The sequence below is a fragment of the Halomonas sp. DP4Y7-1 genome (assembly GCF_019800705.1).
Lineage (GTDB): Bacteria > Pseudomonadota > Gammaproteobacteria > Pseudomonadales > Halomonadaceae > Halomonas > Halomonas litopenaei_A.
In genome coordinates this window covers 52,065-77,569 of record NZ_JAHVKS010000004.1, presented here as the reverse complement: position 1 = coordinate 77,569, position 25,505 = coordinate 52,065, and the positions used below count along the sequence as shown (strand labels likewise).

Sequence of the window (25,505 nt, the reverse complement as noted above, 5' to 3'; positions counted from 1 at the left end):
GATCTGATCCTCTCAAACGACACGGTTTAGCAAAGCGTTTGCCAGGTACGTTACCTGGCAGAAATAGATTCCGGGCCCAGCAAAGAACACATTCTGATCAATGCGGCGGCGATGTCTGTCATCAGCGCCGGGCCTTGCGCGTCTCGCCAGCGGGAGTCACGGTGGACTCTACCAGCCTGGCGCCAAACGTCTGCTGCAACTGCTGAATATGGGGATCACGCTTCAATGCCTCAACCGCTTGTGCATGGCGTTCCGCCGCCAAGCGCTCGGCCATCTGGCGCGGGGTCTCGACGCGACCATCCAGCTCGACAACGTCGACCTCCAGCCGACGGGCATAGCCAAGGGCCTCCAGCGCATCACGAATGCGATTCTGGTGGACGTCGGCATTCATCGCAGATTGCGACGGGTCCAGCTGAAGGTGCAGCCGTTCGCCATCATCTCCGGCCACGATGCAGTGCGCCGCCAAGTTCCTGGTAAGCCCGGAAATGGCCAGATCGTCGAAGTGCTCCAGCCACAGTGCGTGGGTCAGTCGCTGCCCGTCGAGTGGCGCAGTCGTGACCGCCTCAGCCTCGGCTTCTGTCGTGGCCTCATTAGTGGCCTCTGTCGTCGCCTCGCTACCGACTTCTGTAGCGACCTCCGAGATGGCCCCACTGCTGTCCGTCGGCCTGCCAGCGGCGGCGGTGGACACGCCTTCCTGCTGGAGCTCGCCAGCAGACGTTGCCGCGACCTCCGCCGCCGCGGCATCGACCTGGGACACTGCCAACGCCTCGGCGGAGGCAGCGGAGGCGGCTGGGCTTGCGTCTAGCACCGGCGCCTGGGGCTCGTGGGGACCCTCGGCATCCATGCCCACCTGAGGCAGCGCCTCTGCGATCGCTACGCTATCTGCGGGCGCATCAGCGGGCTCTCGGCTATCTGCGGGCGCCTCAGCGGGCTCTCGGCTTTCTGCGGGCGCATCAGCGCCCGACGTAGGGTCCTCGGGAACGCCGCCCTCCCAGGGCGGAAGGCTGTCAGCAGCGGTGGCCGGCTCATGATCGGCCACCGGCTGGCTCGGCCCACTCGGCTCACTCGGACCGGGGGGCGGAGCATCCATGGAAGCAGCGACCTGCGCTGAGCCTGCCGAAGGGTCCTCGTAAGACGATGGCTGCTCGGGTTCAGGCTGTGGAGGCTGCTCGGCCCTTGCTGGCTGGGGCTGCTCGGGCTCCCCGCGCATCGGCAACGGTGTCTTGGCAGGTCGCGGCACGCCCTGAGGACGAAAGGCCAGCATCCGCAGCAGCGTCATTTCCAGTGCGGTGCGGGCGTCCGGTGCATGGGCCATGTCAGCCCGCCCCTGCACGCCGATCTGGTAGTACAGCTGGATATCTTCAGCCGCAAACTGCGCGGCAAGTGCCAGCAACGCTTCGCGATCACCGTGGCCATTATCCAGCGCCGACGGCACCATCTGACCGATCGCCAGGCGATGCATCACCGAGGTCAAGTCATCGAGCACGGCACCAAAATCAGGGCCCTGCTCAGCCAGGCTCGCCACCTCGCGCAGCACCCTTGCCGCATCGACCTCGGCCAGCGCTTCGATCAGCGCCAGCACATGACGATGATCCAGCGTTCCGAGCATGGCCGCCACGTCAGCATGACGCACCTCGCCCTGGCCAAAGGCGATCGACTGGTCCGTCAGGCTCATGGCGTCACGCATGGAGCCCGCGGCAGCCTTGCCCAAGAGCCACAGCGCGGATTCCTCGTAAGGTACCTGCTCCGCCTCCAGCACCTTCGACAGATGGCCAACGATGCGCTCAGGAGGCATGTGCTTCAGGGTAAATTGCAGACAGCGTGACAGCACCGTCGGCGGAAGCTTCTGCGGATCGGTGGTGGCCAGCAGGAACTTGACGTGGGGCGGCGGCTCCTCAAGGGTCTTCAACAGGGCGTTGAAACTGCTGGTCGACAGCATGTGCACCTCGTCGATGAGGTACACCTTGTAGCGGCCCTGAGTCGGCGCGTACTGGACATTGTCGAGCAGCTCACGGGTGTCTTCCACCTTGGTTCGCGAAGCGGCGTCGACCTCAATCAGGTCGACAAAACGCCCCTGATCGATGGACTGACAGCTATCACAGCGCCCACAGGGGGTCGACGTCACGCCGTCGTCACCCTCGCCCTTGTCGGTGCAGTTCAGACACTTTGCCAGAATCCTGGCCAGTGTGGTCTTGCCCACGCCACGGGTGCCCGTGAACAGGTAGGCATGGTGCAGCCGCCCTTGGTCGAGGGCATTGACCAAGGCTCGCTGGACATGCTCCTGCCCCACCAGTTCATGGAAGGTGCGAGGCCGCCACTTGCGGGCCAGAACCTGATAGCTCATTGAACGTCATTTCCTGCGGCTGGGCTTCGGGCCTGACGACCCGCTATGTCAACAAGGCGGGGGCAAGGCGTGACGGGCACGCAACAGTATTTCCCGCTCGATGGTCGTGGCATTCTACCGGGTGGGACTCACGCCGCAAAGGCCGTGACCCATGACACCGTCACCGGCGCCGGTCGACAGGCCAAGGCGGCTATCATCGACACGCCATGACACGCCACTCACGACTGCCGCCCTCGCCATCCGACGGAACACCTTATGCCTGACAACCTCCCCGGCCCGCGCTCCGGTCGCCCCTTGCTCCTGCTGACGGGTTCACGCTTGAAGTTGATCATGACCCTCGCCATTGCGGCCATCATCACCGTGTCATGGCTTGGGATACTCGACCGCGCCACCCAGCGCCAGGTAGAAGGCGCCACCACACAAGCCTTGCTCGCCTTCGCTGCGGCGAGGGGCCTCAACGCGGGGATATCCGTCCTGCAGTCCACCGAAGTGGGGGTGGTGGCAGCGTCGACCCATCCCTTCGAGGTGCTGGACCCGATCAACGACCTGGTGGAGGACTATGCCAGCGTGATGAAGCTGGCCATCGGCTCGCTGATAGGCCAGACCCTGCTGCTCGAGATCACGGCCACGCTGGCATTCAAGGTGGCCTTCACCGCTGCCGGCCTGTGGCTGCTGCTCAGTCTCTGGCGCGGCTGGCCGACGACAGCAATGGCCTGGCGCGCCTTCGCCCTCATCGGCCTGGGCCGTTTCCTGCTGCTGTTGACCCTGGCCGCCAGCGCGCTGGTCGATCACGCCTTCCTCGACGAGCGCACCACGAACAGCATGGAGGAGGTCCAACGCCTGTCCGAGGACGTGCAGGCCACCAGCGAAGCCCACACCGATGATGGCCTGCCTGCGGAGCAACGCGAACAGATCGAAGGCGAATTGGCGTCCGCCGAGGACCAGCGCGACCAGCTGCGTGGCGGGCTGATCACGCTCAACCGTCGGATCGCCCTGGCAGAACAAGGCGTCGAGCAGAGCCGTGGACGCCTGTCGCTGCTGACTGCTCGCCTCAGCCTGAAGGAACGCCTTAATCCCTTCCATGACAACCCCGAGATCGACCGCCTGCAGCAGCAGCTGGCAGAGCGCCGCGACTCACTCGCAGCGCTGACGGAACAGCGCGAGCATCAGCTTGAACAACTCGCCGAACTGGACCGCCGGCGAGACGCCTTGAGCAGTCGCTTGGCAGGGGAAGACCAAGGCCTGCTGGCTAGCCTCAGTCAGCGCTTCTCCGCCTTGACCGACAGCCTCAGTCTGGCGGCGATCCAAAGCCGCGTGGAGTCCGGTACCAATGCCATTCTGGAGCTGATGGCGCTGTTCGTACTGCGTACCCTGGTCATTCCCCTGCTGTTCCTGTGGCTCGGCATGAAGCTGTTTCGCGCGCTTTACGCTCGGCCCCCGCAACCCTTGCCGATGCTGCCCGCCCCTGGGACAGATCGCGACCCAGACGACAGACGCTGAACCTCTGCCATGGGGTCGTGGAATAAATACCTCTCGAGAAGACCGCTACAGATGTAACGATGCCCGCCACACCTCTTGCTCGGTGTGGCGGGCATCATTGTGTCGCATCAGCGCTGCTCGAAGCCCTTCAGCACCTTGACCACGTTGATACCGATCTCCTTCACCGCGTAACCGCCCTCCAACAGGATGACGGTGGGCAGCTCCAGGCTGGCCAGGCGCCGCCCCATATCGTGGAAATCGTCACTCTTCAGACGGAAGCTGGAGATCGGGTCGCCTTCGAAGGTGTCGACCCCCAGGGACACCACCAGCAGTGAAGCCTGGTGACGGCGAATCTCGCCCAGCGCCAGCTCCAGCTGCTCACACCAGGTGGTGTAGTCGGTGCCTGGCGGCAAGGGATAGTTGACGTTGAAGCCGAGCCCCCGACCCTCACCTCGCTCGTCGGCATGCCCAAGGAAGTAGGGGAAGCACTGGTCCGGGTCACCGTGGATCGACTGGGTCAGGACATCGTCACGGGCGTAGAAGATCTGCTGCGTACCGTTGCCGTGATGGAAGTCCACGTCCAGCACCGCTACCCGCTGATGCCCGTCACTCAAGGCATGCTGTGCCACGATCGCGGCATTGTTGAAGAAGCAGTAGCCGCCGAACTGATCCGTGGCGGCGTGGTGGCCAGGCGGCCGACACAGGCCAAAGCTGGGCTCGCCACTGGCGGCCGTGTGCCGGTAGGCAGCAAGCGCCACGTCCTTGCTCGCCATCGCCGCCTCGAAGCTGCCCTGGGAAATCGAGGTGTCCCCACCGAGTGCATAGTAGCCAAGCTTGCCACCAATATGGCCAGGGATACGGTCATCGCGCATGGTTCGCGTAGGCCAGGTGGTCGGTATCGCCTCGCCCTGATAGCCCGCTGCCTGCCAGTCATCCCAGCAGTTGGCCACAAAGTCCACATAGGCGGCGTCGTGAATGGCATCAACGGGATCGCGACCGAAGGCTTGCGGCTCACTCACCTGCCCTACCTCGTGCTGACGTATTTGCTCCAGCACCAGGTCTACCCGCTCGGGGCACTCGAACGGCGTCATCAATTGACCGTCGTGCAGCTCGGTCTTGGCGCGACGCAATTTGGTCGCTTCGCTGTAAAACACCTGCATGGAAAACCTTATCCTTATGATCGGGTGAGCTCACTGTTCTGCGGTGTGAGCCCAGCGCACACCGTGGAAGGCAAGACATCGGAGGGTAAAGCAACGCCCGACCCGTTGCAGTGGCAAGCGGTCGGGCGCTGATAGCAAACGCGAATCGCTGATCGCAGAAGCAGGTCAGGCCGTCAGTTCAGGCTTTCCAGCTGCCGCTCCAGCTCACGCCGCATCGACTCGTCCAGCCCCAGAGCCGTACCCAACTCCTCCAGCCAGGCCCGCTCCATGGCATTCTGCTCATCGATCACGGCGGCGCTGGCCAGGTACATTTCTCTGGCAGCCTGCGGAGAATCTGCCTGGCGAGCCAGTGCCTCGGCATCCAGCGGAGCCGTGAGCTGCTGCTCGACCCAGGCATGCAGCTCGTCATCCGCCCCTAGCTGCTGCATCTGTTCGCTGATCAGGGCGCGCTCCTGGGCGTCAATATGGCCATCGGCGCGCGCCGCCATGATCACGGCCTGCAACACCTCGAGACTACGCTGTTCTTCAGCCGCCCCATTGAGCTCCTCCAGTGGGGCGCCTTCCTGAGCCGACGCTGCGTGAGTCGCATCGGTACTTCCGGAACGGGATGCCTGCCACGCCTTCCATGCCAGCATGCCGACTCCTGCAATGGCACCGTACTTGATCGCCTTGCCACCCATGCTGCGTCCGCGCTTAGAGCCCATCAGCATGCCCAGCGCACCACCTCCCAACAGGCTTTTCATGTCCATCCCCCCGCGGGAGGACGATCCGCCCGACAGCTGGGACGACACGCTATTGATCAACCCCTGTACATCGAAGCCACCGCGCGAAGACCCAGACGATGAGGATCCTCCGCCCGCCTGTTTCATCAGCTGGTCCAGCAGGAACTTGGCATTCATGACGCTCTCCTTGGTCGTGAGACAACCGTGTCTTCGTTGGAATACTCCAGCGCGATGAGGTTCCCCGCAAGCTGCGTGAACGGGCTCATCACTGGAGCCTGAATCTCCGATGCTGCCAGGTTCACCCTAACCGCCTCCGGCAACCGCTGCGCCGCACTCTTGGCGCCAAGGGGGAGCTCGGGTCCTTCCTTGTACCCTACACCCGTCACCCCAGCGACACATCCTGCACATGCGCTCCTTATCAACAGCCCCTGTCAACAGGCTCTTATAAACAGGCCCCGTCGAGCCAGCTAGCTCGACGGGGCCTGAGAGGCGGCGGCCTCACGCTGCCTCACGCTTTTTCGCGCGTGACAGCGCAGGATGGTTCAGGACACAACGCTCAACGCGCCATCTTCACCATCTGGCGGTTGACGAACTCGTCCATGCCATCCTTGCCAAGCTCACGCCCGAAGCCAGAGCGCTTGACCCCACCGAACGGAAGCTCAGCCTCGCTGCCGGGCGGCTCGTTGATGTGCACCATGCCCACTTCCAGGCGGTTGGCCAGGTCCAGCGCCGCCTCGGGATTGGTGGTCTGGATCACCGCGCCCAGTCCGTAGGGCGTGTCGTTGGCCAGGTCAATGGCCTCTTCCAGGTCAGCAGCGCGATAGACCACGGCGACCGGTCCGAACAGCTCTTCCTGGAAGATACGCATGTCACGGGTCACCCCGGTCAGCAGGGTGGGCGCGTACCAGGCACCCGCCTTGTCCAGGCGCTTGCCTCCGGTCACCAGGGTGGCGCCTTGGCTGACGGCATCCTGCACCTGGGCATCAAGATTCTCCAGCGCCTGCTGGGAGGACATCGGTCCCATCACGGTGTCATCCGCCATCGGATCACCGACCTTGATGTTCTCGACCGCCTGGCGGAAGGCCGCCAGAAACTCGTCATGCACCGAGGCATCGACGATGATCCGCTTGGCCGCGTTGCAGGCCTGGCCGCAGTTACCGAAACGTCCCTGCACCGCCTGCTTGACCGCCTGATCCAGGTCGGCATCGGGCAGTACCAGGAAGGGATCGGAGCCACCTAGCTCCAGTACGACCTTCTTGAGCTGACGACCAGCTTGCTCGGCCACTGCGGCACCCGCTCGCTCCGAACCGGTCAGCGACACGCCCTGCACGCGACTGTCCGCGATCAGCTCACCAACCTGCTCGTTGCTGGCATACAGATTGGTGTAGAGACCTTTCGGCGCCCCTGCTTCGTGGAAAATGTCTTCGATGGCCTTGGCCGACTCGGGGCACTGGGGCGCATGTTTCAGCAGGATGGTATTGCCATTGAGCACGTTAGGAGCGGCAAACCGCGCCACCTGATAGTACGGGAAATTCCAGGGCATGATGCCCAACAGCACGCCCAGACCCTGCTTGCGCACTTCGGCCTTGGCGCCTGCCGTCACGATGGGCTCTGGCTCGAGCCAGGCCGGACCATTGTCGGCGTAGTAACGATAGATATCGACTACGACCGACATCTCTCCCAACGCCTGGGACTTCGGCTTACCCATCTCACGCACGATAATGTCCGCCAGCGCATCACGACGTTCCTCATGCAGGTCAGCCACACGGTGCAGCAGGGCTGCACGCTCAGCCGGGGTGACGCCACGCCATGCCAGATAGGCTTGCTGGGCCAGTTCGACAGCCTCAGCAATCTGGGCGTCGCTGGCATCCGGATAGGTCGCCTCTACCTCTCCCGTGGCGGGGTTGGTGACCTTGTAGTGACTCATTGAGGCTTCTCCTTTCAACGTGGTGTTGGTAATGACTTGGGGTAAAAGAGATCTGTGTTAACCGTGAACCGAGCTATCCGACGCTAGACCAGAAGCGCTCTGGTGATATCAGAACCCAACAGCATAGCCGGGGCCTTGTGGCGTTGACAGGTCGAATCCACCAGAGTTCGACGCCGCCGCCAGACAATACTCTTGAACTTGGTATAAACCCTCTGAACCTGGCATAGACCTTCTGAACCTGGCATGAACCTTGTGAACCTGGCACCGACCTTCACCATCATGACGCTCGGGTCAGCCGGCAGGATCGAATTCCTCAGTATCGATATCGGCCTGCTGGACGTCACTGTAGCGTCGCCCTGCTACCTGGTCGGGGGTCAGCACTGCGTTGAGCAAGGCGAGCACGCCTGCATCCAGGCTCAGCGCCTCGGCGGCCAGATTTTCTCGCTGATGCGACGGGTCACGGGAACCCGGGATCGGGATGACATCCGCCCCCTGCCCTCGCAGCCATGCCAGCGCAAGCTGCGCAGGGGTGCAGCCCTGCTGCATGGCGATATCTTCAAAAGACGCCAGCAGCGACAGGTTGTGTGCATAGTTGGCGCTGGAGAAGCGCGGCATGCCACGCCGCATATCGCCCTCTTCCAGGTCCTCAGGGTGGCGTAGGCGACCGGTAAGAAAGGCACGTCCCAGCGGACTGAAGGCCACCAGCACCGTGCCAGCCTCGCGACAGGCGTCGAGCAGTGCAATCTCGGGGTTTCGCGTCCACAGCGAATACTCGGACTGGACCGCCGCCACCGGGTGCTCCGCCTGGGCACGCCGAAGCGTCGGGGCAGATACCTCGGACAAGCCTACCCCGCCAATCTTGCCTTCCTGCTCAAGCCGCCCCAGCTCCCCGACACTCTCCTCCACCGGCACCTGGCGATCCAGCCGATGGAGGTAGTAGAGATCCAGATGATCCGTACCGAGCCGTGCGAGGCTCTCCTCGCACTGGCGTCGCAGAGTCTCTGGGCGTCCGTCGATGCGCTTGGCGCCAATCGATGCATCGAAGGCCATGCCGCATTTGCTGGCAAGAAAGACCTCCTCTCGCAGTCCTTTCAGCGCCTGCCCCACGACCTGCTCATTGCGTGTCTTGCCGTAAAGCGTGGCGGTATCGAAGTGCCGATACCCGGCGTCGAATGCCTCACGAATCACCTCTACCGCGCGGGCCTCAGGCAAGGGACTGCCGTAGGCATGGGAGACGTTCATACAGCCCAGACCGATCGCTGGTGCACTCAAGCGGGCAAGGCGCTGAACCACGTAAGACATGTCGGCTCCATGGATTGGTCATGAAAAGGTAACAGAACACTCATCGTACGATGCTGATATTAATCCTTCTAGGCGAATCATTTCGCCCCTACCATATAGCTGTCGCGCAACAGACTCGTCCCACGGCCCCCCCAGGACCAGCGAAGCATCGGCAACGTCCTGTGCCCGACGAAGATAGCGCGCCTCCATCAGAAAAAAAACGAACCCCCACCAAAGGATAGCAACGCAGTGGAAAACTTCTCGATCGGCGTGGACATCGCCACCAGCCTGGCGATTCTCGGTGCCTTTGTCTCCTGGACCCTGGATAACCATCGCCAACGTCGCATGGCCAGAGAGGTCGGCATCAATGACCAGGCACGCGCCATCGCGGTCACCAAGGTTCAGGAAACCACCATTCAGCTGTCAAAAGACTTCAACAGCATGATCACCATCGCCGGCAAGATCGAGCGTCGATTGAATCGGCTGTGGAAGCAGGATGGCGTCGATGCCGTGCAACGGCATATCGAGAACAATGACAGCTACCTGCAGGATGTCAGCAGCGATCTCCAGGACTTCAAGGGCGAGGTGTCTCGCTACTACGAGAGCTGCCACGTTCACAAGTATCTGCTGTTTCCTGTGCTCGGAAGCTTACCCGAAGGAGACGAGATGGTAGCCAGCGTCAAGCGGGACTTTGATGATATCGCCCGCTGCCACGACGAAATCAACTCCGGCTACGCTCACCTGATGCGTGAACTCGAGACCGCCGTGGCCCTGGCGGCAGAGCTGCAGGCCACCGATGAGGACGACGCTCAGCACCCCGAGATCAAGAAAAAGCTGGTCAACGCCGTCAGTAGCATCGCCTACGATCCAGACTACAAGGACTTCACCCACTACTTTATTCCCGATGGTCAGGAAGAGGCCTTTTACCGGGAGTACGACAATCGGGAAATTCAGGATCGCGAGCTAAGCGGCCAGGTCATCGGCAACCTCTACGGGAGCCTGCTGAAACACCCCGCCCGACCACAGGCCATGTGCCTGCTGTTGGCGCGTCAGTCGATCCAGCGGACGCGTACCGAGTGCAAGGAAGTCCTGTGCTCGCTGAGTGCCGTGGCGAGTGTGCTGCTGGCCCGTAACGAGGGCACTACCCTCTCGGCAGAAATTCAAAAGCTCAAGTCAGACGACTACTTCGCCCTCGACCGCGAGATTCGCTGATTCTCCCGCCCCACCAGGGCCATACCTGACATGCCCCCTTCTGAGCCTCGCCGGCTATCGCCAGCGTCAGGAGGGGTGCCTTTGCCCCCATGCATACCGCTGAGCATGAGCATTGGCCAGTAGTCCTCAGCGAACGTCGAATCTCGGTCTTGCCGATGACCGCCCTTGCCCGTAGAGGCACAACAACGCGACAGTACCACCCCCCATGACGGGGATCTAAACAGGTAGAGCATACTGGGGCGCTTGCGCTGCCGATAAGATAGGCGGGGCTTTGATGGCCGGGCTTTGTTGGACAGGGCTTCAGAGCATTTTGGTCTGTTGGCATTTCAACAGAGGAAGGCGCTGATTCGGGCATCGTTGTACCACCTCGTTGTACCACTGCGGGTCAAAGAGGGGAAAGCCTGCGAATCATCAAGGAGGGGGCCTGAAATGGAGGCGGCCCCGACAGCCACATCCCGGCACACGCGTCCACCACTACCGTTGCTCCCTTCCGGGCCTGGCGGGGTTTGCGGTCTAGCGTTGCGGGAGGACCGACGGGGCCACCACAGCGAGGCAGAGTAACGATTCTACTGCCTGTGCCTGAAGCGCTGGCATGCTGAACTCTCTCGTCTTGACTTTCGAGGGTGCTTTCATCCTTTCAAGGGCATCCAGCCTTTCAAGGACATCTATGCGCCACACGTCAAGGACAAGACCTTCGAAATCAGCCCCTTGCCTCAGAGCGCGTGCACTATACCAAGGTCGCGCCTTGGCCACAAGGGTAAACCCAGTAGACTTTGCCTTTCCGGCCTAAAGACGGCCGATATGTGAGACTTCCCCCCTAAAGCTGTATGGTGAAAGCCTCTTATTGCCTGGGAGCGCACCTTTCCGGGCACCGTCATTTGAGGATAACGACGACCGACGATTCCGACCTCACGCACCTACATGCCTGTTACAGGAGGCGCTGCATGAACAAGGACCCTAATAAAGGCTACATCGCCCTGCTCGGCTGGAGCTTGAATGCCATTGAAGCCGCCGAGAACTTTGATCGCCGCTACGTTGTGGTGGCGCCGGACTGGGCCGAGGACTACTGCAAGCAGCACGACATCCCCTATGTCTCCTGGAACTTTGAGCGACTCAATGATCGCTCCATGGAAATCGCCGAGACCTTGCGAGACATGGGCGTGGACGTCGCCATTCCGCTGTTCGAGGAAACGGTCGAATGGTCTGGCGCCATCAACTCGGTATTGCTGGACAACCCCCGCCTCTACGGCCAGTCGCTGCTGCTGCGCGACAAGGCACTGATGAAGCGTCGCGCCCAGCTTGGGGGCATCCGCGTCGGCATCTTCGAAGAGGCCCACGATCACCAGGACGTGATTCGCTTCCTCAAGCGCGTCAACCAGACCTTGCTCAAGCTTGATGGCGACCCCAACGACCCCATCCATCTCAAGGCCTTCGACAAGGCGGGCTGCCTGGGGCATCGGGTCATTCGCACGCCAGACGAGGTGGACACCATCCCGGAGGAAGAATTCCCGGTCCTGATGGAGTCCCACCTGGATGGCTGGGAGTTCGCCGTCGAGGCATGGATTCACAACGGCAAGATCGCATTCCTCAACATTTCCGAATACGTGACCTTGGGCTACTCCGTGTTTGTCCCGGCCTCACCGGAGCTGGAGCGCTACCGGGAGCAGATCCGGGTACAGATCGAAAAGCTGATCAAGGCCTTCGATATCGACTTCGGCCTGATTCACCCGGAATACTTCGTCACCAGCGACGGCGAGATGTACTTCGGTGAAGTGGCTTATCGTCCCCCTGGCTTCAAGGTGTTCGAACTGCTGGAGCGGGTTTACGGCTTCAACGCCTATCAGGCCAGCATGCTGGTCTTCGACCCCAAGACAACGGCCGAGGAAGTCGCGGACTTCTTCCCCAAAGAGGTGGTCGACGCCAACGGATTCGCAGGCTGCTTTGGCGTTTATCCCCGTCGCCGTGTGGTCAGCCGTCTGGAAATCCCGGAGTCGGTGGAGGACCACCCCTACTTCGAGTCCCACGAACTGACTGCGCCCCTGGAAGAGACGGTGACCAAGCGCACCGCCTTTGGCACCCACTGGGGACTGGTGTACTTCCGGGGTGACGATGCGCACACCCTTCGAGACCTGCTGAAAGCCCAGGAAGACGAGGACTACTACGTCTAGGCGCCGGGCCAACCGTTCATAAAGGCGTCACCACGCGTGATTGCCCCCGTCCACGGTGCCGATGCCTGCACAACGACACCGTGGCACGCGGCGGCGTTGCACATTTGCGCCAGCGTCACGCATCATACCGGAACGGCTAGACGCCCTCGCCCACCAACCGCCCAGGAGCCGGAGTGACCTCCCCTGACATCTCCCCCACCGACAACGACAAGCTGAAGGGACTGCTGGTCAAGTTGGACGATGCCATCGCTGGTCTTGAGGCCGCTGCCGCGTTCGCCAAACCAGGCAAGCTCCCCCGTGTACTCGACAGCTGCCGCCGGGTGCTGCTGCAGCCCGATGGTTGTGCGCAGCTGGAAACGCGAGCACAGCGCCTGGAGCAGGCCGGTGTCTTTGACGGTTCCGACTGGGCCTACCCCCACATTCTCATCCCGTCGCTGACCAGCCACTCGCTCAAGAGTGCTGACGCGCAGCTGGTGGTGATCGAGGTGCTGAGCGAGCTGCGTATGCTGGCAGTGGCCAAGCAGCAGTACCGACACCCCTTGATCTCGAGTGAAGGGGCTCACCGCTATCTGACCCAGGTCATGGCCATCAACCTGCCGCTGCTGTTCTCGGCCCCCAGCGAAGCCGAGCGGGAAACTCAGGGACGACTGGCCCAGATCCCTCGCGCGCTGTTTCAGCACCTGGCCCACCGGGTCGGTTACGAACACGTCATCGACGAGCTGATCAGCGAAATCTGGCGGATACTCCAGCAGCGGCCGATTCAGGTCGAGCCGGTCAAGCAGATGGTGACCCAGATTGCGCTCTGCCAGGCCAACCCGAATATTGATCTGGGCGCCAGTGGCCAAGGCGCGGACCGGCTGGTCAGCTCGCTGTTCGGCCCGACCCAGGGCTGTCGCGAAGACCCCGGCGTGGAAGTCTATCGGGAGCGCCTGACCGCCATGGATGCCAGGGCACTGCAATACGAAGCCAGCGGTTTTGCCCGGGCCATGCATGACACGGGACTGGTGTCACCCTATCACCCGGTCCTGCTCAGGCACCTGCTGGACCTGGGCGACAACCTTCTGTCGGAAGCCCTTGGCCTGTCGTCGACCGGACGTGATTGTCTGCTGTGCTATCGGGACCTGGTGCACAGCATGATTCGCACCGCGATTCATCCCCAGACAGCCCAGGCGGTCTACGGCCTGGCCCTGACCCTGGAGCGCGGCATTCTCTATCAGCCCCCCGTAGCCCCCGCCCTGTGGAGGCAATTGGGTCTCACCTTGTCGGACTGGTCAGAGGCGCGCCTGCATGCCGCCTTCGGGGACGCAGTGTCACACCGCGCCCGACTGATGGAGGGCGTGCTGTGCATGCTGGGCCTGCCCCTGGGGGTCGGCCAGGGCAACAACCCCACCTGCCAGTCCGCTCGCGCCCTGTCCATGTGGGCCTACAACGATCCGGACTACCTGCTGCAGATGGTGACCTGGGCAGCCAGGGATGATGAAATCATCATGCACTTCGAGGGCCAGCCCATCTCGTCCCGCGACAGCGAGTCAGGGGTTGCCCAGACCTTGCCGCTGGATCTTGACCCGGTGTCATTGCTGGTCGTTCCCCACCTCGATCGCATCTATGCGGAAATGGGGCGCCGCTGTATCGGTCGCGAGGGAGACCCCCACCGCTGGGTCAATCCGGAATTTCACGGCTGGTGGGCCGGCCGTGGCTTTGGCATCAACGTCGACGTCGCCACCGGGCAATTGGCCGATGTGGACATCTTTTTGCGCCACTTCTATGCCAGCTACCACCCCTACTACAACGGCAACCAACCGCTGATTCACCCGCAACCTGCTGGCATCGCGGTCACCGACAGCGCCGGCCGCTTCATTGGCTGGCACGCCATCACCATCCTGCGCGCCTCCCTCGATCCCGCCGGCGACATGCGGGTCTACTTTTTCAACCCCAATAACGACAGTGGTCAGGACTGGGGCCTGGGCGTCAAGGTAAGCACCTCTGGCCAGGGCGAGCGCTTCGGTGAAGCCTCATTGTCCTTTGAACAGTTTGCCTCACGCCTCTACATCTACCACTACGATCCACTGGAGCATGGCGAGCTCGCCCAGGTGAGGCAAGAAGAGCTGGACCGGGTCATCGCCATGATTCAAGAGAGCTGGGGGGCAGACAGGATTCCGGCCGGCGGCCTGCAGGCCGTGGACAGCAGCAACCCTGGGTGACACGCAGCACGGTGAATTCTGCCCCATCTCCTGACCGGCCTTTTGGTTAATCCCTCAAGCGACCTCTCGAGCAACCTCTCGTTCAAACCGTGGGCGCACCCGTCGTGAGAGTGGCGGCGCCCATGGCATAATGCCGCCGCATCTCACGTCAGGAACGTTCTATCGCCATGCTTCGTCTCGACCAGCTTCTCGTGAGCCAGGGGTTCGCCCGCTCTCGTACCCGCGCGCAGCGCTTGATACGCCACGGCCGCGTCAGCCGCCTGTCAGATGGCAAGGTGCTCACCCGCCCTGGTGAGAAGTGCCCTGAGGACCTGGCACTCCAGGTGGAGCAGGATCCGGAAGATCGCTACGTCTCACGGGCAGGACTCAAGCTGGAAGCCGTGCTACAGACCCTCGGGTTATCTCTGGAAGGCCTTCGCGTACTGGATGTGGGCCAATCGACCGGCGGCTTTACCGACTGCGCACTGGCAGCCGGGGCGCGGCACGTGGTGGGTGTCGAAGTCGGCCATGATCAGCTGGATGCCAGCCTGCGCGCCGACAGCCGGGTCACCAGCCTTGAGGGCCTCAATGCCCGCCACATGGCAAGCGCCGCGCCGCTGCTCGAGCTTTTGGAAAGGGATGGGCGCCCGGACGTCGCCGTGATGGACGTATCCTTCATCTCGCAGACGCTGATTCTACCGGAGCTGGCCAAGCTCCTAGCGTCCGACGCCCTGCTACTGTCACTGGTCAAGCCGCAGTTCGAGCTGGGGCCAGGCGCGGTCGATCAGCGTGGACTGGTCAGCGACCCGCGCCGCTACGCCGACGTCGAACAGCGGATTCGCCGCTGCTGCGACCTGCACGGATTCGACATCCTGCACTGGCAGGAGAGCCCGATCCTTGGCGGCGACGGTAACCGTGAATTCCTGCTTCAGGCCCGACGCCGGTGACGGCAAGGGCCTGAATCCACACTGCGCGCTCGCGATCAGCGCCCCCCGGCATCGCCACCGCCATCTGCGCCACCCTCTCCACCGCCGATACCGACATCCCCTGGGTCCCCCTTGGCGCCGGGAGGGGGGTGACCATCGCTAGGGTCGGCATACTGGCGCTGAATACCTTTCCACACGTCTCGCTGGCCCGACCGCCGTATATGCACATCGAGTTGATCGAAGGCGATACGAATACCGTTTTCGGCAAACAGGTCCCCGATGCGACCGTTCAGCTCATCCGTGGCGAGCAGACGGTCCCCCAGCGCATTCACGTAGATACGCAGCTCGTATTCCATGGTGCTGGCGGTGTACGCCATAAAATAGATCTCTGGAGGCGGATCGGTCAGCACCCGCTCGTTCTCCTGGGCCGCCTGCTCCAGCAGACGATGCACCAGACTGCGATCCGCGTCATGACTGACCCCGTATTTCAGGGTGACCCGCGTCACGCTATCTGACAACGACCAGTTGATCAGTTGATCGGTGACAAAGGTCTTGTTGGGGATGATGATTTCCTTGCGATCAAAGTCCGTCACCGTGGTCGCACGGATGCGAATACGACTGACGGTACCCGTCAGGTTCCCCAACGTAATGGTGTCGCCGATACGTACCGGGCGTTCAAACAGGATGATCAGGCCCGAGATAAAGTTGGCAAAGATCTCCTGCAGACCGAAACCAAGACCCACACCAAGCGCAGCCACCAGCCACTGCAGCTTGGACCAGGACACGCCGAGGGCACCCAGCGTCATCACCGAGCCGGTACCGACAATCACGTAGGACAACAGCGAACTGATGGCATAGGCACTGCCCTGCTTCAGTTCCAGCCGCGACAGCACCATCACCTCGAGCAGACCCGGCAGGTTGCGTGCCAGCATCATGGTAATACCGGCGATAAACAGCGCGACCAGCACGTCGCCCACGCTGAGGTTGTCCTCCAGCGCCTCGCCGCCTTCGCCCATGGCACCCTCGACCAGGGTGACATTATCGAGATACCCGATGACCGCCAGAAAGTCAGCCCACACCACATACAGCATGGCGGCGAAGCCGATGGTCAACAGCAGCTTGGACAGCCGCAGCGATTGCTGGTTGACCTGTTCCATGTCGAGCGGTGGTTCCTCGACGATATCCAGGCCGCTGTCATCCTGGCTCAAGGCCCGCCGCCGCGCCAAGGCGCGGCGGTACGCCAGCCGCCTGGCCGCCACGGCCAAGCCGCGGACCACGGTCGCCTCGACCAGTATCCACACACCGAGCAGATACAGGGAGATCACGAAACGGCTGATCAAGCTGAGCGAAGAGTAGACGTAGCCGTAGAGCACCGCCCCAGCCAGCGCAATCGGCACCAACGCCAGGGCAAGCCCGAGCACCAACCGGAACAGCTTGACCCCGAAGAATGGCGTATGCGCCAGGATCAGCTTGGACAGGGCCACGCTCATGCCGAGCAGCCCCACCAGCAGTAACCCGAGCCCCAGCGGACGCTGATTGAAGGTCAGCGCGGCATCCCGGGCGTGGGGAGCAATCAGCAGCACCGGGGCCAAGCTCACCCCCAGCCACAGCATCCACCAGCGCAGCTTGGCGGCGTACTTGACCGGCCAATGGAAATGCCGGGTCGCGACCCCGTCGTTCACCAGCAGACGGCGCGACCAGGCCACCACGCCCCAGGCCAGCGACAGCTGCAGTACGGAGTGACCGATATCCACCGCCACCTCAGACCCGCCCAGCGTCAGCAGCAGCCCAAACGCCACGAGGCACAGTGGCCCCGGCGCGGCAATCAAGGCGTTGAGGGCAATCGCCCTCGGCGTGTGCAGCTGGCTATCGAAGCGCAGGCGGCCGATCTGTTCATGAATTTCGCCTAGCCTGCGCAGAATGGCCCGGCGCAGCAACAGCAGCAGTGCCACGACCAGCAGCACCGGCGCCGCTATCCATCCCCCAGGTCCGGGCCACTGCCAGTGTGTCGGCAGCACCTGCCGCCATTCCCCCTCGCGCCACTCCATCAGCAAGTTCTGGGGAATCTTCATCATCCACCCCAGGTCGATGGGGCGGGCGTTGGCGACCCAGAACAGCTGTTCGTCGATACTCGAGCGCAGCTCAGCACTGATATCCAGCAGCTGTTGCTGGTTGAGCTGCAGGTCGATGGCCGCACTCAGGATTTGACCGTAGGTGGGTTCCAGCTGGTTGATCAGCTCCCGACGGGAGTCCAGCAGCTGCACAAGGGGCTGAACCAGGGGCTCCGGCTTGTCTACAGCAGCCTCGTCAAGCGCCTTGCGTGCCATGCTCTCGGGGGATCGCAGTGCCTCTCGCTCGCTATCCAGCTCGAACTGGGCTAGGCGCACATCGGCAATCTCATCACGAAGCCCGGGGCGCGGCTGCACTTCGGGCAGTGACTGACGCTGCTCGCGGAGAATGCGAGACAGCAGAATACTGCCGCGCACGGCTTCGATGTTCTGACTGAGCCCCTGCTGCAGGCGACGCACCCTTTCAAGCTGACGCCTGACTTCGAGCCCATCCCGCACCAGATCATTGGCCCGGGACGTCGCATTGAGCAAGTCCCTCGACAGCTCCCGATTGGTGACCTGGGCCGCCTGAATAACCGGATGCTGCGACACTGCCTCAGGCTCGTCACGCACCGCATCGGCAATCGCTCGCTCGGTCTGCTCGCGACGCAGCTGATCGAGTCGTCCCTGTAGCGCGGACACCCAGGCTTCCTCGCTGGCGGCTTCCAGTTCGAGCAGCTCCAGGCGCTGCTGCAGCACTTCGCGCATCCGCGTGTTGGTCGTCAACTGACGCTGATGAAAATCCAGCTGTGCGTCGGCCAGTGCCTGCTGGGCTCTCGCCGCCAGGCGCTGTGGAGCATCGTCCGGTAGATCACGACGGTTCAGCTCCTCCAGCGACAGACGCGCATCGTCCATGGCCTGGTTGGCCTCCGTGATGGCCTGTTGCGCGCGCTCCGGAAGCGTCTGGGCACCCAACAGCTGACTCTGCACGCTGGTGAGCGTGTCCTGGGTCGACTGAAGCACCCGCGCTGCATCACTCAGACGCTGCTCCACGGCAGGTATCTGCAGCCCTTCCAGCTCCGACAGGTCATGGGACTCATCTTCCTCTCGCTGGCGCAACGCCTGCTCCAGCGCCGCCAGACGTTCGGGGGCCTCCTCCAGGCGTCGCTCGAGACTCGCCATGTCTCGCTTGACGTCCTCAAGCTTCTCCAGGGAGTCAATCGCCGAGGTCAACGCATCGATATCCTGTTGCGCCGCAGCACTGGGGGGATCACTGGCATTGGCGATACGCTCGTCCAGGCGGGACTGCAGCTCCTGCTTATCGGGCAGCCCCCTGTCGGGAGCTTCCTGAGCGGCCACCGGAAAGGCCGCAAGCGCCAGGCAGAGCAAGCAGGACAGCAGCACAAACAGCGCGGAACGAGGGCTTGGCATCTTAAGGAAATTTCCTGTCGCAACGGGGTGAAAGGCGCGATTTTCAACCCAGTGTGTCAGTATGGCAATCCAGTGCAAGATTCTTTCATGAAGTTGACTCGTGCTGCCGCCATGGTAGAACAACGCCTCAACCTGTCCATTGGATCATCCTATGAGCCGCCCCGCCCTCCATTTATCCTTGCTACCCACCCTGCTGGTGCTTGCCATCGCTGGGCAGTCGGCCCAGGCGGCAAGCCTGACTGAGGCAGAACGCTCGGCCAAGGAAGCCCGCGTTGAAGCGCTCAAGGCCGAACTTGCCAGGCTGGAAAGCGAGCTCAACGACGATGAAGCCCAGCAGGAGACCGCCCAGGCCCTGACGGGCACGGCCGGTGAGGCTCCGGATACCACTGGCTTGCCAGCCTCTGAAGAAATCGTCGCCCAGGCGTCCGGCAAACCTATTGAAGAGACGGTTGAACAGCGTCGCCTGCTGGAACGTGAGTCCGCGAGCAACCCCTTCGCGATCACCACCCACCGCCGCAACTACATCTTGCCGGTGACCTACAACAGCAGCCCCAACGAGGATGCATTCCGCGCGGACGACGACGACCCGAACATGGACAACACCGAACTGAAGTTCCAGTTCAGTGCCAAGTTCAACCTGGCGGAAGATCTCGTGTTCGACAATGGCGATCTGTATTTCGCCTACACCCAGAAGAGCTGGTGGCAGGCCTACAACGGTGATGAGTCATCGCCCTTCCGTGAGACCAACTACGAGCCGGAGTTCTTCCTCGAATTCCAGAACGACTACAAGCTCTGGGGCTGGACCAACGTCAGCAACCGTATTTCCCTCAACCACCAGTCCAACGGCCGCTCCGATCCGCTGTCGCGCAGCTGGAACCGCGTCATCGGCACCACCGCCTGGGTCAACGACGAGTGGGCAGTGGCCGTCGCACCCTACTGGCGCGTGCCGGAAGACGATAACGACGATGACAACCCAGACATCGAGGACTACATGGGCTACGCCGATATCACCGTGGCGCGGCAAATGTTCGGAACCCATGAAGCTAGCCTGATGATGAGGGGCAACCCTGACGAAGGTAACTACGGCAGCCAGCTGGATTACTCCTGGCCGCTGTTCGGCAAGGTGCGTGGCCACCTGCAGTACTACTACGGCTACGGCGAAAGCCTGATCGACTATGATGAGCGTACCAACCGCTTGGGGATTGGCTTCAGCTTGAACCCGCTGTTTTCAGCGGGAAGCTTCAGTCCCTGATAAGGTGCTAGCGTGAGTCGCAGGTCCGGCGCCCTGGCGAGCCGCCTTGCCAGGCGCCAAGGCCATTGCGGCACCTGCTACTCTAATGCGAGCATAAAGAAGATGGCTGATGCCTCTTCAGCGTCTGTCCACCCACGTCAAAGGAAGACATGATGGCTACACGAAGCTCCAGCACCACCAGCAAGACCAACGCCAAAGCCGATGCCGCCGAAGCCGCTTCTTCAAGCGCCTCCACGGAGCAGCTGCGCGCAGACCTGAAGCAGCTGTCCACCACACTGGAGGATCTGCTCAGCGCCACCGCCGATGACTCCAGTGAAGCGGTGAAGGAATGGCGCAGCAAGGCCGAAGCGCGCCTCAAGGATACCCGCGCTCGTCTCGAGGCCACCGGTGAGCGAGTCTATCGCCAGACCCGTGACAGCGTGACCGAGCAAGTGGATGCCTGCGACCGCTATGTCCACGACAACCCGTGGAAGAGCATCGGTATCGGCGCCGCCGCTGGCGTCGTGATCGGCATGCTGCTCGGGCGTCGCTGATGTCTGACAGCCAAGGACCGGCACAGCGACTGTTCGGCGCAGGGAAGCGTGTCCTTTCCAGCCTGATCGCCACCGGCGAGACGCGTCTGCGTCTCGCCGTGCTTGAGCTGGAAGAAGAACGCGCCAGACTGGTCACCATGGCACTGCTGCTGGGCCTCAGCATGGTACTGCTGATGCTGGGCATCGCGACCCTGACGGCGTTCGTGATTATTGTCTTCTGGGATTCGTATCGGCTGACCGCCATCGCCGTCAGTGCGGCCGTCCTGCTGCTGTCGGGAGTGGGCATGGCCCTGGTGGCCATGCGCATGGCACGCCAGCGCACCCTGCTGGTCAGCACCTTGAAACACCTGGCGCTGGATCGCGAACTGGCAGAGTCATCGCTCAACGACGATCCTGGCGCGCATCGGGATATGCGAGGGCCCTCGGCATGAACCGTGATCAACCTTCTGCCACTCGAGCGCAGCGCAAGGCAGCGCTCGAAGCCACTATCGAGCAGCAGCGGCTGGACATTCTGCTGGCCGCCCACCGCTACCAGCAGGCCGGCCAACGCATCGACGCTGGTTGGCAGGCCGTGAGCCGCTACCGCACCCCGGTGTTGCTTGGGGCTGGTGCCGCGCTCATTCCGGTTCTGCGCCACCCAGGTCGACTGACACGCTGGGGACGCAAGCTGGTCGTGACCGCGCTGGCCGTGCAGCGGGTCAGACGCCTGATCCAGCGCTAGCCTGGTGGTCCTTGCCTGGCATTTTCTTGCCACGCTGTCCCTGACCGACTCTTTCTGCCTCCCTCTGCCCCGCTTCCTCTGCTCCGCCTTCAACCTGGTCCCAACGTCTACCTCTAGCGAGCGCCAGCCTTTGGCCAGCCCGACATAGGCTCTGCCGCGGCAGGGGCTTATCCTACAACGACTCGGCCGTGCAATCTGCGCGTTGCTGACGGAAGACTCAACCTCCGTTCCTTGACACAGCGAAGCTGCTAAAGCTGTGTTAGAGTCCTTCGATAACGTCATCAATTATCAGGGATAATCGGCGATGCGAATGCTGTCGCTCTACAGCATCAAAGGCGGCGTAGGCAAGACCGCGTCCGCCGTCAATCTCGCCAGTGAAGCCGCTGGATCAGGCCTGCGCGTGCTGCTGTGGGACCTGGATCCTCAGGCGGCCACCACCTTCTATCTCAAGGTGAAGCCAAAGATTCGCGGTGGCGTCGAGAAGCTGGTCAAAGGCAAGGCCGCTTTCAACAAGGTCATTCGCGCGACCAATGTGGACGGTCTCGATGTGCTCCCGGCATCGCTGGACTCGAGGGAAATGGACCACCTGCTGGAGCATCAGGGGACCAGCCACCTACGCCAGATACTGGCTCGGGTAAGAGACGAATACGACCTGGTCATCCTCGACTGCCCGCCTACCCTTTCGCACATGTCGGAAAACATGTTCACCAGTGTCGATGCCTTACTGGTGCCGGTCGTGCCGTCGACCCTTTCTCTGCGCACCCTTGAGCAGCTCGAGACATTCCTCGATGATCGCCATCTTACCTGCCCACTATGGCCCTTCCTGACCCTGGCGGACCGGCGCAGAAGCCTGCATCGGGAGGTCATCGATAGCTTCGACAAGCGCTGGCCACTGCGACTGTCGACGGTGATTCCGGCGGCAAGTGCGGTCGAGCGCATGGGGCTTGAGCGTGCCCCGATCCGTCACTTTGCCCCAGCAAGCCCGGCTGCTCACGCTTACGCTGGCCTGTGGAGGGAAGTGTCCCAGCGTCTGCAGTAGTACTGTCAGGCCATTGCAGCCGTCAGAACGATGCTGAGGTCAGGACGATGCTGAGGTCAGGACGATGCCCTCATCTGCTGGGCAGCCTCCTCTAGCTTGGTCGCCAGACGTTCAAGCTGCGGCTTGCGACACAGGGTCATGACACGGGTCAAATGCACCTCAGTCTGCTCTTGCTGGCGTCCATGCAACAGCATAAATCCGCGCAAATGGCGGGGAGCGCTAGCCCGCAGTGGCGCATCCGTCACAGCACTTGCCAGTCGCTCTAATGTTTCATCTTCGGCGTGTCGCAGTGCTGCGGCCGTCAGGGCATCTGCCCGCACCAGGTCATCGTGGAGATCGCCGAAGGCATCCTGAAAGCGCTTCATCTCCTCTTCCAGTTCAACAAAAGCACTGCCCTGTTCTCGCCAGGGTTTCAGCAGATAGCGCAATCGCTTGCCGGTGATACGCGGACGATGCAGCGCTTCCTCTTCAGCGCCAACGCGCACCTGGGCAAGCTCCGCCAGCCACTGGTCTCGCAGGCGCTCCAGGACCTCAGCACTGGCAACCCCAAAACGGGGGGCTTCACGCACATCCTGCTTGCGCGTCGACTTCCGCTTGGCGCTGCTGCCCAGTGCCGCCCGTTTACCCCGCGCTCGGTTGGCCGCCTCGCGTAGCTTGGCATCGAGCATAGGGAAGCTCGCGATCGGCGCATCCAGCCTGGCGTATTCCCTGTCGACCTGAGGCGCCAGGCGCTCACGCCACCAGCCGAGTGCGCCCCGCTCAGCGGCTCCACTGGTCGCCACCTGTTCGTCCAGCCAAGCCAGCATGACCTCGCTGTCACGCGCGTCGTTGGTCGCACGCGCCAGCGCTGTCAGCTGTCGATAGAGCTCTTTATCGACAGCCACGCCGGGCTGTGAGCGGAAATCCTTGAGCAAGGAGCGTAGACGACGCAGGGCCACCCGGAAATCGTGAAGCCCTTCCGGCTCATGGGGTTGGCGAATACGCGGGTAGGCCTGGCGCGCCTCATCGAGAAGAGCGCTGATGATGGACGCCATGGCCGCATTTACACGCCGTCGCCCCAACGCCTTGGCCATGCCCCCTCCTGAACAAGAAAGTTGTGATACATCCAAGCGTAGCGTAAAACCTCAGCGCTCCGACAGGTCTCTGGCCAGTCGCATCAGGCGTACTGCCTCGGCACGATAGCCAAAGCGATCTTCGCCCCTGTTGCCCTCCGCCAGGGCGATGGCATCGTCCCAGCCCCAGTCACCGAGATAACGGTCATCACTGAGTAACTGGCCAAAGCCAGCGATGGCGGCGGCGAAGGACGCTTCGCTATCGGGCAGCTGCCAGGCTGCTCCCGTCGGCGCCTTGATCGGCATCTCGATCAGACGGCTGCGATCGCCCCCCGGCACCTTGTAGCGAAGCGCCAAATGGCCGAGCTCGTCGCTGTAGGGACCCGCCGGGCTGTGATCCTCCTTGGCGTAGCGCCGCGGTTCGCTCATGGCGGCATGGGACCCCACCGGGGTGACCTCGTAAAGTGCGGTGACCTGGTGCCCTGCGCCTATATCGCCGGCATCTACCCGGTCATTGCGGAAGTCCTCAGGCCTCAGCCCCCGGGTTTCATAGCCGATCAAGCGGTACTCCTGCACCCGCGCCGGATTGAACTCGACACGCACCTTGACGTCATTGGCGATGGGCTCAAGCGATGCCGACAGTTGATCTACCAGCACCTTCTGCGCCTCGGCCAAGCTGTCGATGTAGGCCGCCTGGCCGTTGCCATGCTGGGCAAGGGACTGCATCACGGCATCGTCAAGATTGCCGCGCCCGAAGCCCAACACCGACAGGTAGGCGCCATCGTCGCGCTGGTCGGCGATAAAGCGCTCCAGCGCTTCGGGGTCGCTGATGCCCAGATTGAAATCGCCATCGGTGGCCAGCACCACTCGGGTCGTCTCGCCTTCGCCGCTCATCCGCCTCGCCACTCGGTAGGCCTGACGCAATCCCGCCTCACCGGCCGTGCCACCGCCCGACGTCAGACGCTCCAGTGCGCTGATGATGTCATCACGCTGGGCGACCCTGGTCGGCTTCAGCGCTATACCGGCGCTGCCAGCGTAGGTGACGATGGCGATTTCGTCGTCGTCTTCCAGTTCACCCAACAGAAGCGCCATGGATCGCTTGAGCAAGGGCAGCTTATCCGGCGAGTGCATCGAGCCAGACGTATCGATCAGCAACACCAGATTGACCGGCGGGCGGGGGCCTGGCGTGGCCGCCCTGCCCTGAAGCGCTACTCGTACCAGTTGGCGCCCGGAGTTCCATGGCGAGGCAAAGACGTCAACGATCGGGAGAAAGGCCTCTGCGTCAGGCTGCGGGTAGTCGTAGCTGAAGTAATTGATCATCTCCTCGATGCGCACCGCCTGGGGTGGCGGCAACTGTCCCTGCATCAGCGACGAGCGCACCACCGCGTAGCTCGCCGTGTCCACGTCCACCGAAAAGGTCGACACCGGCGCCTCGGCGGTCACCCTGAGGCTTGAGGCATCGAACTCGGGATAGGCTTCCGTGGTGACGGTAGACACCCGGGCCGAAGGCCCCGGGCTCGGCACGGGCGCTATCCGAGCGACCTCCTGACTCGGCATCAGGCCGCGCATCGCCGTCGATGTCGATGTCGATGTCGATGTCGATGTCGCAGGAGAGAGCGACGCCGATGGTGAAGAAGCCAGACGTCCACGCTCGGTCGACTCAAGGGCGGCCTCGGACTTGCTGGCCGTTCGAGGTGGCGCAACGACCATCCCGGCATCCTGGCTCGGCTCGGACCCCGTCACGACGTCGACGTCCTGGCCCTGGGGCCACAGCAGGTAAAGCCCCAGTGACAGCGCCGCCAGCGAGGCGGCGGCAGCCACCGATGGTCGACGGTGCAAGGGTCGATGTGTGCTTGATCGATTCATGGGGGTATCCCTCCGGGGGAAACGTGGCCACGACCTGGTGTCGTCGCGACCTTCCCCCGAGAGACGTGGCTCGTCCCTGGACTCTTGGTCGGTGGCCTGACATTGATCGAACCGATCAAGCGCCGCCTTCAAATGCCCGGACTTCACCTCCGCCTCTGGCGCGG

At 62.7% G+C, this 25,505-nt stretch carries 19 protein-coding genes and 1 other RNA gene; 10 read left to right on the top strand and 10 right to left on the bottom strand.

What is annotated here, in order from left to right; all coding sequences use genetic code 11:
- Nucleotides 1–121 precede the first annotated feature (121 nt).
- Nucleotides 122–2,344 (bottom strand): DNA polymerase III subunit gamma/tau, encoded by a 2,223-nt coding sequence (gene dnaX / locus KUV72_RS09300; RefSeq protein WP_222238103.1) that lies wholly within the window; start codon nt 2,342–2,344, stop codon nt 122–124.
- A 255-nt stretch (nt 2,345–2,599) separates the two neighbouring features.
- Here dnaX and KUV72_RS09295 point away from each other — a divergent pair, with 255 nt between their 5' ends.
- Nucleotides 2,600–3,844 carry a hypothetical protein gene (locus tag KUV72_RS09295; protein ID WP_222238102.1) on the top strand — a complete coding sequence of 415 codons (1,245 nt, stop codon included), beginning with the start codon at nt 2,600–2,602 and terminating at the stop codon, nt 3,842–3,844.
- Nucleotides 3,845–3,951: 107 nt separating this feature from the next.
- Here KUV72_RS09295 and KUV72_RS09290 read toward each other — a convergent pair whose 3' ends face one another.
- The 4 genes from KUV72_RS09290 to KUV72_RS09275 form a co-directional block, all read right to left on the bottom strand.
- Nucleotides 3,952–4,983, bottom strand: coding sequence for a histone deacetylase family protein (locus KUV72_RS09290; RefSeq protein WP_222238101.1), 1,032 nt, complete (start codon nt 4,981–4,983; stop codon nt 3,952–3,954).
- Between the two features lie 173 nt (nt 4,984–5,156).
- Nucleotides 5,157–5,882 carry a tellurite resistance TerB family protein gene (locus tag KUV72_RS09285; RefSeq protein ID WP_222238100.1) on the bottom strand — a complete coding sequence of 242 codons (726 nt, stop codon included), beginning with the start codon at nt 5,880–5,882 and terminating at the stop codon, nt 5,157–5,159.
- 379 nt (nt 5,883–6,261) lie between these two features.
- Nucleotides 6,262–7,632 (bottom strand): NAD-dependent succinate-semialdehyde dehydrogenase, encoded by a 1,371-nt coding sequence (locus KUV72_RS09280; RefSeq protein ID WP_222238099.1) that lies wholly within the window; start codon nt 7,630–7,632, stop codon nt 6,262–6,264.
- A gap of 291 nt (nt 7,633–7,923) precedes the next feature.
- A complete protein-coding gene (locus KUV72_RS09275) occupies nt 7,924–8,934 on the bottom strand; it encodes an aldo/keto reductase (protein WP_222238098.1) in 1,011 nt (336 codons plus the stop codon).
- 228 nt (nt 8,935–9,162) lie between these two features.
- On the opposite strand from KUV72_RS09275, the gene KUV72_RS09270 reads away from it, so the two are divergent.
- Nucleotides 9,163–10,125 (top strand): hypothetical protein, encoded by a 963-nt coding sequence (locus KUV72_RS09270; RefSeq protein WP_206936943.1) that lies wholly within the window; start codon nt 9,163–9,165, stop codon nt 10,123–10,125.
- On the opposite strand, the gene KUV72_RS20050 is transcribed toward KUV72_RS09270, so the two are convergent.
- On the bottom strand, nt 10,082–10,450 hold the full coding sequence (locus KUV72_RS20050; RefSeq protein ID WP_409996354.1) for a DUF6538 domain-containing protein: 369 nt from the start codon (nt 10,448–10,450) through the stop codon (nt 10,082–10,084). The two genes, KUV72_RS09270 and KUV72_RS20050, sit on opposite strands and share 44 nt — an antisense overlap.
- A gap of 114 nt (nt 10,451–10,564) precedes the next feature.
- An RNA gene (gene ffs / locus KUV72_RS09265) (signal recognition particle sRNA small type) lies at nt 10,565–10,661 on the bottom strand.
- Nucleotides 10,662–11,069: 408 nt separating this feature from the next.
- Here ffs and KUV72_RS09260 point away from each other — a divergent pair.
- From KUV72_RS09260 to KUV72_RS09250, 3 genes are all read left to right on the top strand, one after another.
- Complete coding sequence (locus KUV72_RS09260) at nt 11,070–12,293, top strand: acetyl-CoA carboxylase biotin carboxylase subunit family protein (RefSeq protein ID WP_206936942.1); 1,224 nt, start codon at nt 11,070–11,072, stop codon at nt 12,291–12,293.
- 173 nt (nt 12,294–12,466) lie between these two features.
- Nucleotides 12,467–14,494: a hypothetical protein gene (locus KUV72_RS09255; protein WP_222238097.1), complete on the top strand. Its 2,028-nt coding sequence runs from the start codon at nt 12,467–12,469 to the stop codon at nt 14,492–14,494.
- Between the two features lie 167 nt (nt 14,495–14,661).
- A complete protein-coding gene (locus tag KUV72_RS09250; RefSeq protein WP_222238096.1) occupies nt 14,662–15,420 on the top strand; it encodes a TlyA family RNA methyltransferase in 759 nt (252 codons plus the stop codon).
- Between the two features lie 35 nt (nt 15,421–15,455).
- Here the strand turns inward: KUV72_RS09250 and mscK are convergent, their stop codons facing one another.
- A complete protein-coding gene (mscK, locus tag KUV72_RS09245) occupies nt 15,456–18,878 on the bottom strand; it encodes a mechanosensitive channel MscK (protein WP_206936937.1) in 3,423 nt (1,140 codons plus the stop codon).
- A 151-nt stretch (nt 18,879–19,029) separates the two neighbouring features.
- On the opposite strand from mscK, the gene KUV72_RS09240 reads away from it, so the two are divergent.
- From KUV72_RS09240 to KUV72_RS09220, 5 genes are all read left to right on the top strand, one after another.
- Nucleotides 19,030–20,130 carry a phospholipase A gene (locus tag KUV72_RS09240; protein ID WP_206936936.1) on the top strand — a complete coding sequence of 367 codons (1,101 nt, stop codon included), beginning with the start codon at nt 19,030–19,032 and terminating at the stop codon, nt 20,128–20,130.
- 152 nt (nt 20,131–20,282) lie between these two features.
- Nucleotides 20,283–20,663, top strand: a complete 381-nt coding sequence (locus tag KUV72_RS09235; protein ID WP_206936934.1) for a YqjD family protein — start codon at nt 20,283–20,285, stop codon at nt 20,661–20,663.
- A complete protein-coding gene (locus KUV72_RS09230) occupies nt 20,663–21,094 on the top strand; it encodes a phage holin family protein (RefSeq protein ID WP_206936932.1) in 432 nt (143 codons plus the stop codon). The genes KUV72_RS09235 and KUV72_RS09230 overlap by 1 nt, the downstream gene beginning before the upstream one ends.
- The gene (locus tag KUV72_RS09225) at nt 21,091–21,384 is read left to right on the top strand and encodes a YqjK-like family protein (RefSeq protein ID WP_206936931.1); all 294 of its coding nucleotides are present in this window, start codon (nt 21,091–21,093) and stop codon (nt 21,382–21,384) included. The genes KUV72_RS09230 and KUV72_RS09225 overlap by 4 nt, the downstream gene beginning before the upstream one ends.
- A gap of 304 nt (nt 21,385–21,688) precedes the next feature.
- Nucleotides 21,689–22,423, top strand: coding sequence for a ParA family protein (locus tag KUV72_RS09220; RefSeq protein WP_206936929.1), 735 nt, complete (start codon nt 21,689–21,691; stop codon nt 22,421–22,423).
- A 56-nt stretch (nt 22,424–22,479) separates the two neighbouring features.
- On the opposite strand, the gene KUV72_RS09215 is transcribed toward KUV72_RS09220, so the two are convergent.
- Both KUV72_RS09215 and KUV72_RS09210 read right to left on the bottom strand, forming a co-directional pair.
- Nucleotides 22,480–23,496: a CHAD domain-containing protein gene (locus KUV72_RS09215; protein WP_222238095.1), complete on the bottom strand. Its 1,017-nt coding sequence runs from the start codon at nt 23,494–23,496 to the stop codon at nt 22,480–22,482.
- A 51-nt stretch (nt 23,497–23,547) separates the two neighbouring features.
- On the bottom strand, nt 23,548–25,341 hold the full coding sequence (locus tag KUV72_RS09210; RefSeq protein WP_222238094.1) for a vWA domain-containing protein: 1,794 nt from the start codon (nt 25,339–25,341) through the stop codon (nt 23,548–23,550).
- Between the last annotated feature and the right edge of the window lie 164 nt (nt 25,342–25,505).

Coding starts and splice junctions, on each gene's coding strand:
- dnaX (WP_222238103.1), bottom strand. CDS start 2,344: ATGAGCTATCAGGTTCTGGCCCGCAAGTGGCGGCCTCGCACCTTCCAT.
- KUV72_RS09250 (WP_222238096.1), top strand. CDS start 14,662: ATGCTTCGTCTCGACCAGCTTCTCGTGAGCCAGGGGTTCGCCCGCTCT.
- KUV72_RS09290 (WP_222238101.1), bottom strand. CDS start 4,983: ATGCAGGTGTTTTACAGCGAAGCGACCAAATTGCGTCGCGCCAAGACC.
- KUV72_RS09285 (WP_222238100.1), bottom strand. CDS start 5,882: ATGAATGCCAAGTTCCTGCTGGACCAGCTGATGAAACAGGCGGGCGGA.
- KUV72_RS09295 (WP_222238102.1), top strand. CDS start 2,600: ATGCCTGACAACCTCCCCGGCCCGCGCTCCGGTCGCCCCTTGCTCCTG.
- KUV72_RS09240 (WP_206936936.1), top strand. CDS start 19,030: ATGAGCCGCCCCGCCCTCCATTTATCCTTGCTACCCACCCTGCTGGTG.
- KUV72_RS09225 (WP_206936931.1), top strand. CDS start 21,091: ATGAACCGTGATCAACCTTCTGCCACTCGAGCGCAGCGCAAGGCAGCG.
- mscK (WP_206936937.1), bottom strand. CDS start 18,878: ATGCCAAGCCCTCGTTCCGCGCTGTTTGTGCTGCTGTCCTGCTTGCTC.
- KUV72_RS09235 (WP_206936934.1), top strand. CDS start 20,283: ATGGCTACACGAAGCTCCAGCACCACCAGCAAGACCAACGCCAAAGCC.
- KUV72_RS09210 (WP_222238094.1), bottom strand. CDS start 25,341: ATGAATCGATCAAGCACACATCGACCCTTGCACCGTCGACCATCGGTG.
- KUV72_RS20050 (WP_409996354.1), bottom strand. CDS start 10,450: ATGCCAACAGACCAAAATGCTCTGAAGCCCTGTCCAACAAAGCCCGGC.
- KUV72_RS09275 (WP_222238098.1), bottom strand. CDS start 8,934: ATGTCTTACGTGGTTCAGCGCCTTGCCCGCTTGAGTGCACCAGCGATC.
- KUV72_RS09280 (WP_222238099.1), bottom strand. CDS start 7,632: ATGAGTCACTACAAGGTCACCAACCCCGCCACGGGAGAGGTAGAGGCG.
- KUV72_RS09230 (WP_206936932.1), top strand. CDS start 20,663: ATGTCTGACAGCCAAGGACCGGCACAGCGACTGTTCGGCGCAGGGAAG.
- KUV72_RS09260 (WP_206936942.1), top strand. CDS start 11,070: ATGAACAAGGACCCTAATAAAGGCTACATCGCCCTGCTCGGCTGGAGC.
- KUV72_RS09215 (WP_222238095.1), bottom strand. CDS start 23,496: ATGGCCAAGGCGTTGGGGCGACGGCGTGTAAATGCGGCCATGGCGTCC.
- KUV72_RS09220 (WP_206936929.1), top strand. CDS start 21,689: ATGCGAATGCTGTCGCTCTACAGCATCAAAGGCGGCGTAGGCAAGACC.